The organism is Crossiella sp. SN42 (genome assembly GCF_023897065.1).
Taxonomy (GTDB): Bacteria; Actinomycetota; Actinomycetes; order Mycobacteriales; family Pseudonocardiaceae; genus Crossiella.
Genome location: NZ_JAMHIV010000009.1, coordinates 129,457 through 143,433, shown reverse-complemented (window position 1 = coordinate 143,433; position 13,977 = coordinate 129,457). Strand labels below are relative to the sequence as shown.

12 protein-coding genes are annotated in these 13,977 nt (G+C 72.1%); 6 read left to right on the top strand and 6 right to left on the bottom strand.

Features of this window, described 5'->3' with window-relative positions; genetic code table 11:
* Positions 1-230 precede the first annotated feature (230 nt).
* Together M8C13_RS13025 and M8C13_RS13020 are read right to left on the bottom strand one after the other, a co-directional pair.
* Entirely contained in the window at positions 231-848 is a 618-nt protein-coding gene (locus M8C13_RS13025; protein WP_252480800.1) for a TetR/AcrR family transcriptional regulator, read from the bottom strand.
* A gap of 4 nt (positions 849-852) precedes the next feature.
* A complete protein-coding gene (locus M8C13_RS13020) occupies positions 853-1,896 on the bottom strand; it encodes an agmatine/peptidylarginine deiminase (protein ID WP_252480799.1) in 1,044 nt (347 codons plus the stop codon).
* Between the two features lie 101 nt (positions 1,897-1,997).
* On the opposite strand from M8C13_RS13020, the gene M8C13_RS13015 reads away from it, so the two are divergent.
* Positions 1,998-2,894: a universal stress protein gene (locus tag M8C13_RS13015; RefSeq protein WP_252480798.1), complete on the top strand. Its 897-nt coding sequence runs from the start codon at positions 1,998-2,000 to the stop codon at positions 2,892-2,894.
* 165 nt (positions 2,895-3,059) lie between these two features.
* Here M8C13_RS13015 and M8C13_RS13010 read toward each other — a convergent pair whose 3' ends face one another.
* From M8C13_RS13010 to M8C13_RS12995, 4 genes are all read right to left on the bottom strand, one after another.
* A complete protein-coding gene (locus tag M8C13_RS13010) occupies positions 3,060-4,343 on the bottom strand; it encodes a DNA polymerase IV (RefSeq protein ID WP_252480797.1) in 1,284 nt (427 codons plus the stop codon).
* Positions 4,344-4,457: 114 nt separating this feature from the next.
* Positions 4,458-5,000 carry a hypothetical protein gene (locus M8C13_RS13005; protein ID WP_252480796.1) on the bottom strand — a complete coding sequence of 181 codons (543 nt, stop codon included), beginning with the start codon at positions 4,998-5,000 and terminating at the stop codon, positions 4,458-4,460.
* Between the two features lie 103 nt (positions 5,001-5,103).
* Positions 5,104-6,240 carry a methyltransferase domain-containing protein gene (locus tag M8C13_RS13000; RefSeq protein ID WP_252480795.1) on the bottom strand — a complete coding sequence of 379 codons (1,137 nt, stop codon included), beginning with the start codon at positions 6,238-6,240 and terminating at the stop codon, positions 5,104-5,106.
* 33 nt (positions 6,241-6,273) lie between these two features.
* A complete protein-coding gene (locus tag M8C13_RS12995) occupies positions 6,274-7,773 on the bottom strand; it encodes a diguanylate cyclase (RefSeq protein ID WP_252480794.1) in 1,500 nt (499 codons plus the stop codon).
* 600 nt (positions 7,774-8,373) lie between these two features.
* Between M8C13_RS12995 and M8C13_RS12990 the strand changes: the two genes are divergently transcribed.
* From M8C13_RS12990 to M8C13_RS12970, 5 genes are all read left to right on the top strand, one after another.
* Positions 8,374-9,654: an FAD-dependent oxidoreductase gene (locus M8C13_RS12990; protein ID WP_252480793.1), complete on the top strand. Its 1,281-nt coding sequence runs from the start codon at positions 8,374-8,376 to the stop codon at positions 9,652-9,654.
* 30 nt (positions 9,655-9,684) lie between these two features.
* Positions 9,685-10,491, top strand: coding sequence for a LytTR family DNA-binding domain-containing protein (locus M8C13_RS12985; RefSeq protein WP_252480792.1), 807 nt, complete (start codon positions 9,685-9,687; stop codon positions 10,489-10,491).
* Between the two features lie 170 nt (positions 10,492-10,661).
* The gene (locus M8C13_RS12980; protein ID WP_252480791.1) at positions 10,662-11,045 is read left to right on the top strand and encodes a hypothetical protein; all 384 of its coding nucleotides are present in this window, start codon (positions 10,662-10,664) and stop codon (positions 11,043-11,045) included.
* On the top strand, positions 11,042-12,754 hold the full coding sequence (locus M8C13_RS12975; protein ID WP_252480790.1) for a cation acetate symporter: 1,713 nt from the start codon (positions 11,042-11,044) through the stop codon (positions 12,752-12,754). The genes M8C13_RS12980 and M8C13_RS12975 overlap by 4 nt, the downstream gene beginning before the upstream one ends.
* Positions 12,751-13,959: a histidine kinase gene (locus tag M8C13_RS12970; RefSeq protein WP_252480789.1), complete on the top strand. Its 1,209-nt coding sequence runs from the start codon at positions 12,751-12,753 to the stop codon at positions 13,957-13,959. Before M8C13_RS12975 ends, M8C13_RS12970 begins: the two co-directional genes overlap by 4 nt.
* Positions 13,960-13,977 lie beyond the last annotated feature (18 nt).

Sequence of the window (13,977 nt, the reverse complement as noted above, 5' to 3'; positions counted from 1 at the left end):
TAGACTACCCGGTCCCCGGAGTCGAGACGGTGGTGTCTCAGACGTCATCCGCTCGGGGTAGTAGCCAAGGGTGACTGAACGCCGTTCAGGACGATGTTCCAGTGCGTTAACCCCACCCCGACGGACGAGCAGTTTGATCACGCCGCCCTGGTCGGGCCACGGATCGCCACCACCGCCACAACGGCCCGCGGAACGCCCTGGTCATCACTGCCAGCCAGGTGATCCGTACGTCACACGGTCGGAGCAGTCCGCTCCGGCGCGACGCTCGGTCGCCGCCCCGGCAGACATTCGGCCGACACCGCCGCCCGGACCGCCGCGTGCGCCTGCTCGGTGCTGAGCAGCTTGGCCAGCCAGCGTGAGCTGAGCCCCTCCACGAGCGCGGTGAACCGGACCGCCGCGGCCGCCGGATCGACCGTGGTCGAGATGCTGCCGTCCTCCTGTCCCTGCTCGATCAGCTCGGCGATGTACTTGCCCCACCGGAGCCCGGCGTTGCCCACGATCTCCCGCAACGCCTTGTCGAACACGGCCGCCGCCCGGAGCTCACCCCAGACCGCGGAGTTCTCCCGGACCCGGCGCTTGTCCTGGAACTCGCGCTGGAGGTTGTCGAGCAGCCGTTCGTACCCGTCGCCCTGGCTGGACTGGGTGTACTCCGCGGCACGCTCGTCGACGAACCGCATGGTCGCCGCCAGCAAGCCACTCCGGCTCTTGAAGTAGTAGTAGATCAACGCGGTGGAGGCCCCGGCCTGCTGCGCCACCTCCTCCACGCGGAGGCCGCGGACGCCGGTGCGGGCGATCATCCGGCAGGTCGCTTCCAGCAGGGCCTGCCGTCGGTCGGGCGCTTCGCTCACGGGATCACATTGTCATGGCCGGCTCCTGTTGGGTCGCGCAGTGGATGCCACCGCCGTATCGGGCGATGGGGTCGATGTCGAGCTGGACGACCGCACGACCAGGGTGCAGCTCGGCCAGCAGGCCACGGGCGTGGTCGTCGGCCCGTCCGTCACCAAAACTGGGGACGAACACCGCACCGTTGGCCACGTAGTAGTTGAGGTAGCTGGCCAGGAAGTCGCCGGAGCCACGGATCCGGGACCGGTCCGGCGCCGGGAGTTCGACCACCTCCAGCGGGCGCCCCCGCGCGTCGGTGGCGTGCTGGAGCGCCTTCAGCGCCTGGTCGCTGACGGCCGTCCACTCATCCGGTGCGGAACCCGCGGCCGGACGGTCGAGCAGCACGACGCCGGGGGCCGCGAACCGGGCCAGCGCGTCGACGTGGCAGTCGGTGATGTCCGCACCCCGGACACCGGCCAGCCAGATGACCTTGTCGATGCCCAGCAGCTCGCCGAGCACGGCCTCCACGTGTTCCTTGTCGCGACCCGGGTTGCGGTTGTCGTTGAGCAGCGAACTCTCGGTGGCCAGCAGGGTTCCCTCGCCGTCGACCTCGAGGGAGCCACCCTCGGCCACGATCCCGGCCGCGAGCCGGGGCAGGCCGAGGTGGTCGAGTAATCGCCGGGCCACGCGGTGGTCGTCCTCATGCGGGTGCTGCTTGTCGCCCCAGCCGTTGAACCCGAAGTCGACCCCGGCCACCGCACCGGGCCTGCTGACGAAGGTCGGCCCGTGGTCGCGCGTCCACAGGTCGTCCACCGGGATGGGCAGCACCTCGACCGCGCCACCGACCGCCCGCTGGGCGGCGTCCCGGTGCTCCGGGCGGGCGAGCAGGGCCACCGGTTCGTGGTCGGCGACGGCCCTGGCCAGCCGAGCCACCGTGTCGCGGACGGCGGGCAGGTCGGCTCGGTACAGCGAGGTGTGCGCGGGCCAGGAGAGGTACGTGCGGGCATGCGGAACCCACTCGGCCGGCATGCGCCACCCCGCGATGGGTGGACTGTTCTCGCTGTTCGGCGACATGTGGACCACCTTGCCATCTACTGAAAATTCAGTCAAACTGGCCGGGAGCCGACGCGAGCAGGCGTCCTGTTTGCCGGTTGTCGAGAGGGGTAGTCAGGAATATGACGGCTGACCTGGAACCTGACGCACGGGTGGTCGCAGGGGTCGACGGCTCGCCTTCGGCGGCGGCCGCGGCCGAGTGGGCGGCCACCGAGGCCCGGCTGCGGAACCTGCCGCTCCGGCTGGTGTGGGCACACGAGGTCACCGCCCCCGGCTACGGCGTCGGCGCGCTGCCGGAGGGCGCGGTGGAACAGGACTCGGTGCGGGAGTGGGTCGAGCAGTCCCTCGCCGAACTGGTGCGGCAGTGCCGCGCCGCCCACCCCGAGCTGGACGTGCACGGCGACTTCGTCCCCGGCGACCCGCTCGACGTGTTGGTCGAGCACAGCAAGGGCGCCGACCTGCTGGTCCTCGGCGCCGCGGGCAGATCGGCCGCCACCGGCATCCGGCTGGGGTCGATCGCCTCCAGCGTGGTCCGCGGCGTGGCCTGCCCGGTGGTCGTGCTGCGCGCCCCCGCCGATCCCGAACAGGGCCCGGTGGTGGTCGGCGTGGACGGCTCGGAGACCAGCGCGGCCGCCCTGGACTTCGCCTTCGACTTCGCCGCCCGGCACCACCGCCGGATCGTCGCCGTGCACACCTGGAGCGACCTGCCGCTGGACGCCTTCGGCCCGGTCCGCGCCTGGGACTTCGACCCGAAGATCATGCACCAGGAAGGCCAGGAACTGCTCGCGCAATGGCTCCTGCCGCTGCGGCGGGAGCGGCCGGACATCCCGGTCGAGGAGGTCGTGACCACCGAGAAGCCCGCGGACGCGCTACTGGAACGCGGCAAGGACGCGGCGCTGATCGTGGTCGGCAGCCACGGCAGGGGCGCGTTCCGACGGCTACTGCTGGGCTCGGTCAGTCACGCGGTCGTGCACTACGCGCACGGACCGGTCGCCGTGGTCCGCGCCCCGAAGTCCTGAGCTCGAGGGCGTGTCGTCACAGCCCCGTCTGCGGGAGTCGTGATCGGTTTGGTCGCTGGCGGTACGGCCGGCATGCCCCCATACCGGGTGTATCCGGGCGTTCCGGCCGTGCCGCCAGCGACCAAACCGGCGCGGCTACCGCTGGCGGGGCTGTGACGACACGCCCTAGTCCCTGGCCATCCGGGGTCTGGTCACATCGGCCCGCTGCGGCGCGGCGCCGAGCAGGGAAGCCGGCTTGATCGCCGCCCCGCCGAACTTGGCGCGGGCGGCGTCGGCGGCTTGGTCAGCCTCACGCCAGCCGCGTTCGGGTTCGTCGAAGGTCAGCTGGTCGCCCGCGCCGCCGTGGTCGTCCAGCTGCTCCACCCGCACCCCGATCAACCGGACCGGCCCCGGCGGGGTCTGCTCCTCCAGCAGCTGGCAGGCCAGACGGTAGATCTCCTGGGTGACGTCGGTGGGCAGCGGCAGCGTGCGGGCGCGGGTGATCGTGCTGAAGTCGGCGAACCGCACCTTGATCGACACGGTCCGCCCGCGCAGTCCCCGGCTCCGCAGCGAGGCCGCCGTCCGCTCGGAGAGCCGGAGCAGCTCCCGGCGCAACACCGCGCGGTCGTGGTGGTCGACCTCGAAGGTCTCCTCGGCGCCGATCGACTTCTCCGGCGACTCGGGCACCACGGCCCGCGTGTCATGCCCGTTGGCCAGACTGTGCAGGTGCTCAGCCTGGGCGTTGCCGACGATGCGGCGCAGCCGGGCCAGCGGGGTCTCCGCGAGGTCGGCCACGGTGTGCAGACCACGGTCGACCAGGCGTTCCTCGGTGCGCTTGCCGACGCCCCACAGCGCGGAGACCGGCAGCGGCCGCAAGAACGCCAGCACGTCCGTCTTGGGCACCACCAGCATGCCGTCGGGCTTGCACAGCCCGGAGGCGAGCTTGGCGACGAACTTGGTCGAGCCGACCCCGACCGAGCAGGTGATGCCGTGCTCAGCCTCCACCCTGGCCCGGATCTCCTCGCCAATGCGGCCGGGAGTCATCCGCAGCCTGCGCAGCGCGCCGCGCACGTCGAGGAACGCCTCGTCCAGGCTCAGCGGCTCCACCAGCGGGGTGAAGTCGCGGAAGATCGCCATCACCCCGGCCGAAACCGCCGTGTACAGGGTGAAGTTCGGCGGGATGAACACCGCCTTCGGACACAGCGCCCTGGCCCGGCTGGTCGGCATCGCCGAACGGACGCCGAAGGTGCGGGCCAGGTAGTTGGCCGAGGACACCACACCACGGTTGCCGGTGCCACCGACCACGACCGGCACGTCCTTGAGCTCGGGCCGCTCCCTGATCTCGGCCGAGGCGTAGAAGGCGTCCATGTCCACGTGCAGGATCGGACAGCCGGCGTCCTCCGGCCAGGCGCCATCACGCGCCTTGTACTTGTCGACCAGACCGCGCGGCAGGTCCCCGCTCCGGCCCATCCGGCACCTCCCCACCTGCACCGATCCGGGTCTCGAACGGGCGTTCGAGGCGTGGCTCGAAGTCTAGACAGCCGGTCCGACATCGCCGCTCGGCCTGGCCTGCCCAGCTGAAATTCAGGACCGGGACTCGCGTTGCCTGGCCCACTGCCTGATCTGATCATGCACATCAGTAGCCTCGGCCAGCCTTTGCCCAATATCGGCGGTGAGTCGACGGCCGGGCCAGAACTGCACGAGAAAGCGCTCCGTATCCTGAGTTGATCCATCGCCGGATACGAGCCCCTCAGACCTGCTCCGGAATGCGCGAACCTGATAACGGCCAGGCAAGCCGAGTTCGAGTGGATCACCGGTGGGATGCCCCGCGGTCACCCCGAACAACTCCACCGTTGCCAAGGTCAGCACCATCTCCGCTTCGGCCTGTTCATCCCACGTGCCGTGCGGATGTGGCGGCTCGGCGTCCCACGCTTCCAACCGAACTGCTGATCTTTGACCGCTGGCCAACTTGCTGGTCAGCGCGATCGCGTCGTCAACGCAGTGCAGCAGCAGACCAGGCTCGGCGAACGAGAAGCACGGAGGCTCGACGAGCCCCCGTGACCAGATCTCGAACAATCCGTGCGATATTCCTATCGTTGTCTCAACGGACCCGTGCATCTTCGCCACGGCCGGATCATGGTGTCTATGCCCCATATTGACATTATTGTCCCTCTTGGAAACCCGGATGATCGGTTAGACCAGTGGCTGAGGGCAGCACCGCAGCCGGTTGTCAGATCGGGTTCGACTCGCGGTCCAGCCACACCGTCTGCCCCTCGGGAGTGACGGTGACGCCGAAGCGGCGTGGTCCCGGCCGGCCCCGTTCCACCCACCAGCGGTGTGCCGCCTCGACCTCGGTCCACAGCGGGCGGGGGCCGGCCTCGCGCACCTCGACCGTGCCGTCCCGGACCTCGGCGATGGCCGCGGAGCCGCTGGCGGCGTGGTGGAGCAGGATCTCGTAGTCGTGTTCGCCGGTGTAGCTGATCTCGCAGCCGACCTCCGGCAGGCGCAGGCCGATGCCGAAGACGCCTTCGCCGAAGGCCACCTCGCCGGGGGGCACCGCGCTGGTGCGCGGGGCGCCGGTGTCGGCGAGCTCGGCGTGACCGGCCGCGTCGCCGGTGAACAGGCGCTGGCCGCGCAGCTGCATGAAGGCCACGCCGCCGACCACCGGGCCCGCGGCGGTGCCGTCGGGGCGCACGGTCAGTTCCAGCAGCACGCCGTTGTCGAAGGCGTTGCCCCACGGGGTGAGGATCATGCCGCCGGGGCGGGTCTGCTCGACCCAGGGGTACGGCAGGCCGTCGCCGACCGCGGCGACCGTGGCGACCACCCGGTCGAACGGGGCCCGCTCCGGGCAGCCCAGGGTGCCGTCGGCGCAGGTCACGTGCACCGGATGGCCGGTGCGGGTCAGGTTGGCGGCGGCGATCTCGGCGAGGGTGGGGTCCAGTTCGACCGTGGTCACCTGGTGCGGGCCGACCAGTTCGGCCAGCAGGGCCGCGTTGTAGCCGGTGCCCGCGCCGATCTCCAGCACCCGCTGGCCGCGGATCAGCCGCAGCCGGTCCAGCATGTCCACCACCAGGCGAGGCTGGGAGGCGCTGCTGGTGGCCACCCGGCCGACCTTCGGCCAGCGGGTCGCGCCGTCGTCGAACTGGGTCACCACCACGGTGTCGCCGTACACGCACTCCCGCCACAGCTCCGGGTCGGTCAGCAGGTCCACCGGCCGCGGCTGCCTGCCGCGCGGGGAGCACCACATCCGGCGCGGGATGAACCAGCCCCGGTCCACCCGCGCGAAGGCGCCCAGCACGGCCTCCCCGGCCCGGCAGACCGCGCGGATCTCGGCGATGTGCTCGGCGTGGCTGGTCGGTCCCGGCACGGCGGACTCCCTGGCGTCGGCGGGGCGCCGGTGTCAGCGACGGGCGCCCTTGAGCTCCAGCATGGCGCGGTCGGCCTCGGCCAGCGCGGTGGGCAGCTCGGCGGGATGCGCCAGGTCCGCCCAGCCGATGGTCACCGAGATCGGGGTGCCCGCGACCAGCGCCTCCCAGTCCTCCTCGTCGACCGCGGCGGCCAGCCTGCCGCCGATCTCCACCGCCTCGGTCACGCTGGTCTCCGGCAGCAGCGCGACGAACTCGTCCCCACCGTAGCGGGCCACGAAGTCGCCGCGGCGCACCGTGCGGGACAGGATCGCCGCGACCCGTTCCAGCACCAGGTCGCCGGAGAGGTGGCCGTGCACGGTGTTGACCGTCTTGAAGCCGTCCAGGTCGATCACGCCGATGGCCGCGGCGCCGCGCTGCTCGGCGATCATCGCCAGCCGCTGCTCCAGGTGCCGCCGGTTGGGCAGGCCGGTGAGCGGGTCGGTGAGCGCCTCGGCGGCGTAGCGGCCGACCGCGCGGCGCAGGTCCTCGTGGTCCAGCCGGGCGCCGACGCCCTCGATGAACCGGTCGACCAGCCGGGACGGGTGCTCACCGGCCAGCTTGAACGCCTGCCGGTCGGCGGTGTGCGCGGCGCGGTGGTCCCCGGCGGCGGCGTAGGCCAGCGCGCGCAGCCGGAACAGCTCGGCCGGGCCGAGGGTGTTGGCGACCAGGGTCATCGAGTCCAGCCTGGCCAGCGCGTCCAGCGGGCGGCCTGCCGCGATCGCGTCGCACACCTGGGCCAGCGCGCCCAGGTCAGCGGCCTCGTGGCCCTCCAGCAACACCTCGGCCATGGTCAGCTGGACCGGTTCGCCGAGCGCGGTCAGCCGGGCGCTGGCGTAGCGGTAGAAGGGGTAGTCGGCCGGGCGCAGCTCACTGCCCGGCTGGCACTGCCTGGCCAGCGACACCGCGGTGCGCAGCATGTCCCGCGCGCCCTGCTCGTCGCCGCGGTGGTCCAGCGACACCGCGCAGCGCAGCGGGATCTCCGGGATCAGGTACTCCTCCGGCGGCAGCCCGGCCGCGGCCGCGGTGTTGCGGGCGCGCACCGAGGCCAGCATCGCCTGGTTGTGGAAACCCGCGATGGAATAGGTGATCGCCAGGTCCGCCCACGCGTCGGCGGCGATGGTGTCCGCCCTGGTCACCAGCTCCATCGTGCGCGAGCCGCGGACCAGGTGCCGGACACAGCGGTCCACCGAGCCCTCGGTCAGCGCGACGTAGGCGGCCAGCGCGTACAACTCGCCCATCAGCGCCGGGTCGCCGCTGGCCAGCACCACGTCGAAGGCCTGGTCGGCCACGGAGACGGCCTCCAGCCGGTGGCCGTCCATCATCAGGCAGCCCAGCTTCATCAGCAGCGAGCGGCCGACGATCGCGGGCTCCTCGGCGCGGGCGATCACCGCGTCGGCCAGCGCGATGGCCTCGCTCAGCGCGCCTTCCCTGATCAGCTCCCGCATCCGGTCCGGCGCGGCCGCGTCGGACGAGGTGACCGCGTCTGCCGACATGTCACGCCTCCTCACCCGCACCGGTTTCAGCTGAGCCGATCCTGCCACGTGCGGTCCACTGTGGTGAGTGACCGGGAAACATCGTTGCCCGCCGGAAGCCACCGCCCGCTTCCGGCACTGGGGCAGGAAGCGGGCGGCGGCATGCGGTCCGCTCCCCTCCCGTACGGGCCACGGGTCCGCGGCGGCTCGGCCGGATCGGTGGGAGTCACCGGCGGCGCCAGCGGGGCGGGGAACGGATTTCGCACGATAGCGGCTGGTGGAATGACATGTTCCCGCCAGCGCGCCGTCAATGAACCATAGCGCCGATGAATGGCCCAGATTTGCCGATGAACGGTCATTTTCACCGTTCATCGGTCTCATCCACAGATAGTTGAAAGTGAATCGACCTTCGCCGGAGTTGACCTTACTCCACCTGGAGCCACCTGCGGCAACGCTCGGCTAACACCGGGATTACCCACGGTTTGCGGATCGCGGCGGAACCGCAATTCCCATCCGACTCACCCGATCGGGTGCGGAACTGGAAAGCGAGCAGACGCTTCCGTCATGCTGACCGCGGAGTCATTCTTCTCCGGCCACCGCGTGAACACACCGAGGGATCTCATGCCCGCAGACTTCGAGCACGCGCGTTCGGTCGCCGTGCTCGGCGCCGGCGCCAGCGGGCTGGCCGCCGCACGTGAGCTGACCAGGGCCGGGCACCGGGTGACCGTGCTGGAGGCCAGGCATTCGGTGGCCGGGCAGTGCGCCGCGGCAGAGATAGACGGCCGGGCGCACGACCTCGGCGGGCACGGCTACTCCCCCGGCCACCACCGGCTGGCCGCACTGGTCGAGGAACTGGGCCTGAGCAGCACCGACACCGGCCCGCCGCTGGTGTTCGACCCCGCGACCGGCCGGAGCCGCCCCCACCGGCCCGATCCGCTGTGCCGCGAGACCCTGGCCCGCTACCGGCGGATCCGCGCCGAGCAGTTCCCGCGCATCGCCGAACCCGGGCTCGCGCACTCCGCCCGCGCGCTGGCCGTGCCCGCCCGGCGCTGGCTGGCCGAGTACCGGCTCACCGCGCTCGCCGAGGTCTTCGGCCCCGGCTACACCGCGGCGGGCTACGGCCATCTTGACCTGGACCTGCCCGCGCTCTACCTCGTCAAGTACGCCGAGCTCACCGGTATGGCGGCCGGCGCGGAGCCGGTGCGCACCATCGACGGCGGCTTCGGCGCGCTGTGGCAGCGGGTGGCCGCGGAGCTGCCGGAGGTCCGCCGTGGCGTCCGGGTCGAGCGCATCACCCGCGGCCCGGACGGCGTGCGGATCATCGTGGACGGGGCGCCGCTGCTGGTCGACGACCTGGTGCTCACCGTGCCGCTGCCGGAGGTGCTGCCGGTGCTGGACGCCACCGAGGAGGAACGCGCACTGGCCGCGCGGATCCGCCACCTCGACCTCTACACCACCCTGGGCACCATCACCGGTCTGCCCGAGGGCGCGCACACCCTCGTCCGGCCGCACCTGGACAGCTCGGCCGGCATCGGCCGCTGCGTGTCCTTCCACCGCCGCCACCCGGACCAGGACGTGCTGGCCTGCCACGCCTACGGCCGCGCCGACCTGGACGGACCGGCGGTGGCCGACCTGCTGCGCACCGATGTCAGCGCCTGGGGCGGACACCTGCACCGGCTGCACTTGCAGCGCCGCTGGCGGTTCATGCCGCACTTCGGCTCCGCCGACCTGGCCGCGGGCGCGCTGGACCGGCTGGAGGCCCTGCAAGGTCAGCGGCGCACCTACCACCTGGGCGGGCTACCCGCCTTCGAGCTGGTCGAATGCGTGCTCGGTTACGCCCAGGACCTGATCCGGCGGCATTTCGCCAACAGCGGTCACAAACTCCTGGCCACCCGCTACTGATCGTTTGATCAGGTCGATACAGTACCGAAGATGCTACGTGTGCTGGCGGTCGACGATGAGGCTCCGCTGCTGGAGGAGCTGCTGCACATGCTGCGCGCCGACGCCCGCATCGAGCAGGCCGACGGCGCCGAGGGCGCGATGGAGGCGTTGCGCCGGATCGACCAGGTGGCCAAGGAGGGCGAGACCCTCGACGCGGTGTTCCTGGACATCCACATGCCCGGCCTGGACGGCCTGGAGCTGGCCAGGCTGCTGACCCGGTTCAGCACCCCGCCGCTGGTCGTCTTCGTCACCGCCTACGAGGACTTCGCGGTCGAGGCCTTCGAGCTCAAGGCCGTGGACTACGTGCTCAAGCCGATCCGCGCCGCCCGGCTGGCCGAGGCGGTGCGCCGGGTCGCCGAGCGGGTCCGGGCCGAACGCGCCGAGCCCGTCGTGGTCGGGCCGCCGGCCGCGACCGGCGCCGCGCACCCGGTCGCGCAGGAGCCGCCGGATGAGGTCATCCCGGTCGAGCTGGGCGGGCTGACCCGGTTCGTCCGGCTGGCCGACGTGCACTACGCGCAGGCCTGCGGGGACTACGCGCGGCTGCACACCGGGCAGGAGACGCACCTGATCCGCGCCTCGCTCGGCCAGCTGGAGGAGCGCTGGCGGGCCGCCGGGTTCGTCCGGGTGCACCGCAGCCACCTGGTGTCGCTGCGGTTCGTCGACGAGCTGCGGCTGGACACCGGGCAGCTCAGCGTGCGGGTCGGTGCCCAGGTGCTGCCGGTGAGCCGGCGGCACGCCCGCGAGCTGCGCGACCTGCTGGTGCGGCAGGCCCGGCCCGATCGGCAGCCGCCGAGATGAACGGCCGCCGATCGGAGGGCTCCCTCGATCCGTTTGGCCTTGATATCGGCGAACCTTAGACTCGGCCGTGACCTGGGTCACGTTCGCCGGGCTTCCGGCCCGGCATCATCCACCCGGGTCAGCGCCGTGACCGCCTGACCACGCTCCGCGACCACGGGGAGAACCTCGACGTGACCGAGCCGCGCCAGCCACCCCGGCGGGTGGTGGTCACCGGCCCGCGCACCAGGTCGGCCCGGCCGCGCCGGGCCGCCCGGATCGGGCGGGAGGACAAGGCCACCCTGGACGAGGTGTCGCTGCGCGCGCTCATCCGCAGCCAGCTGCGCGCCGGGATCGCGGTCTGCCTGGCCGTCGGCCTGCCGCTCGGCCTGCTGCCGGTGCTGTTCGAGCTGGTCCCGGCCAGCCGCGCGGCCGAGCTGTTCGGCGTGCGGGTGCCATGGCTGATCCTGGGCGGCGGGGTCTACCCGGTGCTGCTGCTCATCGGCTGGCTGTACGTGCGCGGCGCGGAGCGCATCGAGCGCGACTACCAGGAATTCGTGGAGGACCCCTCGACGTGAACGCGCTCTCCGGCCTGATCGCGGTCGGCGTGGTGACCGTGGCGACCATCCTCATCGGCGCCTACGGACTGCGCGTCTCGCGCACCACCTCCGACTACTACGTCGCCTCGCGCACCGTCGGCCCGTGGTGGAACGCCTCGGCGATCAGCGGCGAGTACCTGTCCGCGGCCAGCTTCCTCGGCGTGGCCGGGCTGATCCTCAGCTTCGGCGTGGACATGCTGTGGTTCCCGGTCGGCTACACCGCCGGCTACCTGATCATGCTCGCGCTGGTGGCCGCGCCGCTGCGCCGCTCCGGCGCGTACACGCTGCCCGACTTCGCGGAGAACCGGCTGGAGTCGGTGGCGGTGCGCCGGGTGGCCAGCCTGCTGGTGGTGGGCATCGGCTGGCTGTACCTGCTGCCGCAGCTGCAGGGCGCGGGCCTGACGCTGAACACGCTGACCAATGCGCCCGTGTGGGTGGGTGGCGTGGTGGTGGCGGTGGTGGTCACGCTGAACCTGGCCTCCGGCGGGATGCGCAGCATCACCTTCGTGCAAGCCTTCCACTACTGGCTCAAGCTCACCGCGATCGCGGTCCCGGCGATCCTGCTGATCATGGTGTGGCAGCGTGACGGCGCGCCGCTGCTGGACGCGGACCGGCCGGCCACCTTCAGCGAGCAGACCACGGTCACCATCCGCACGCCGGTGCGGGTGCAGAACGCCGAGCCGGTGCGGGTCACCGTGCACGGGCGGCTGGACGGCATCACCCACGAGGGCGCCGAGGTGGAGCTGACCGTGGGCGCGCACGAACTCGGCCAGGACACCAGGGTGGTGTTCCCTGCCGGCGCCGCGGTGCCGCACCTGGACTCCGCGCGGGTGCTCACCGGCGACCAGTGGGCCAGCCCGCTCTCCGGCGGGCGCGAGGAGTACCCGCTCTACGTCACCTATTCGCTGATCGTGGCCACCTTCCTGGGCACCATGGGCCTGCCGCACGTGCTGGTCCGGTTCTACACCAACCCCACCGGCCGGGCCGCCAGGCGAACAACCCTGGTGGTGCTCGGACTGCTCGGCGTGTTCTACCTGTTCCCGCTGGTCTTCGGCACGCTCGGCCGGCTGTACGCGCCGGAGCTGCTGATGACCGGCGCCACCGACGCGCTGGTGCTGGTGCTGCCGAAGCGGCTCATCCCCGGGTTCGCCGGGGAGCTGCTGGGCGCGCTGGTGGCCGGGGGCGCGTTCGCGGCGTTCCTGTCCACCTCCTCCGGACTGGCCATGTCGGTGGCCGGGGTGCTCTCCCAGGACGTCTTCCGCAAGCGTGGACTGCGCGGGTTCCGGTTGTCCGCGGTGCTGGCCACCGTGGTGCCGGTGGGGCTCGCGCTGATCGGCACCGACCTGCCGATCGCCAGCTCGGTGGGCCTGGCCTTCGCGGTGGCCGCCTCCTCGTTCTGCCCGCTGCTGGTGCTGGGCATCTGGTGGCGCGGGCTCACCTCGGCGGGCGCGGTCGCGGGGCTGGTCACCGGCGGCGGGCTGACCTTGCTGGCGGTGCTGGTCACCATCTCCGGGGAGCTGCGCGCGGGCTGGTTCACCACGTTGCTGAGCTGGCCCGCGGCCTGGTCGGTGCCGCTGGCCTTCGCGGTGATGATCGTGGTCTCGCTACTGACGAAGGACCGGGTGCCGCGTTCGGTGAACGCGACCATGGCCCGGCTGCACGCCCCGGAAGGAACCACCGGCCGATGACCCGCACCTCCGCGCTGTTCGTGCTCCTGCTGCTGCTCACCGTGCTCACCGTGGCGTTACTGGTGATCGTGCGGCGCTCGCGCGCCAACCGGGACTTCGGCACACCCACCGACCGGGCCACCTTCGAGACCCTGCACGCCGCCTCACTGGCCGCGCCGCCGCTGCGCGCCGGGCTGACCGCCGAGGCCGCGCGCAAGGCGATCCGGCGGCTGCGCGACCTGCTCGGCACACCCGCGCTCTGCCTGACCGACCAGGAGTCGGTGCTGGCCTGGTCAGGGGAGTGCGAGACGCACGTGGCCAGCGCGCTCACCCAGGCCGCGGAGACGCTGCGCTCCGGGCGGGTGCAGGTCAGCTCGGCCCGCTGCGCCGACTCGCGCTGCCCGTTGCGGCACGCGGTCATCGCGCCGCTGGTGGTGGACGAGCACGTGCTGGGCACGCTGATCGCCTACAGCGACGCCAGCCCGCCGATCCTGGTGCGGGCCACCAAGGAGGTGGCGAACTGGGTGTCCGCGCAGCTGGAGCTGGCCGAGCTGGACCGCTCACGGACCAGGCTGGTGGAGGCGGAGATGCAGGCGCTGCGCGCGCAGATCTCGCCGCACTTCATCTACAACTCGCTGGCCACCATCGCCGCGTTCGTGCGCACCGACCCGGAACGCGCCCGCGAGCTGCTGCTGGACTTCGCCGACTTCACCCGGCACTCCTTCCGCAAGCACGGCGAGTTCACCACCCTGGCCGATGAGCTGCGCGCCATCCACCAGTACCTGACGCTGGCGATCGCGCGCAGCGGGGACAAGCTCGCGGTGACCTTCCAGGTCGCGCCCGAGGTGCTGCCGGTGGCGGTGCCGTTCCTGTGCCTGCAACCGCTGGTGGAGAACGCGGTGCAGCACGGGCTCTCCGGCCGGGACATGAGCGGCCGGGTCACCATCCTGGCCAGGGACGCCGGGGCCGAGGCGGAGATCCTGATCGAGGACGACGGCGCGGGCATGGACCCGGAGACCCTGCGCGGCATCCTGGCCGGTGAGGGCGCGCCGTCGGAGGGCATCGGCATGGCCAACGTGGACGAGCGGCTCCGGCAGGTCTACGGCGACGACTACGGGCTGGTGGTGGAGACCGCGGTCGGCGCGGGCACCAAGGTCAGGGTGCGGGTGCCGAAGTACCGGGCGGGCGTGCACGTGACCCCACCCGCGGTGCACACGCCCTACTGAACCGGGCGCGATTCACGA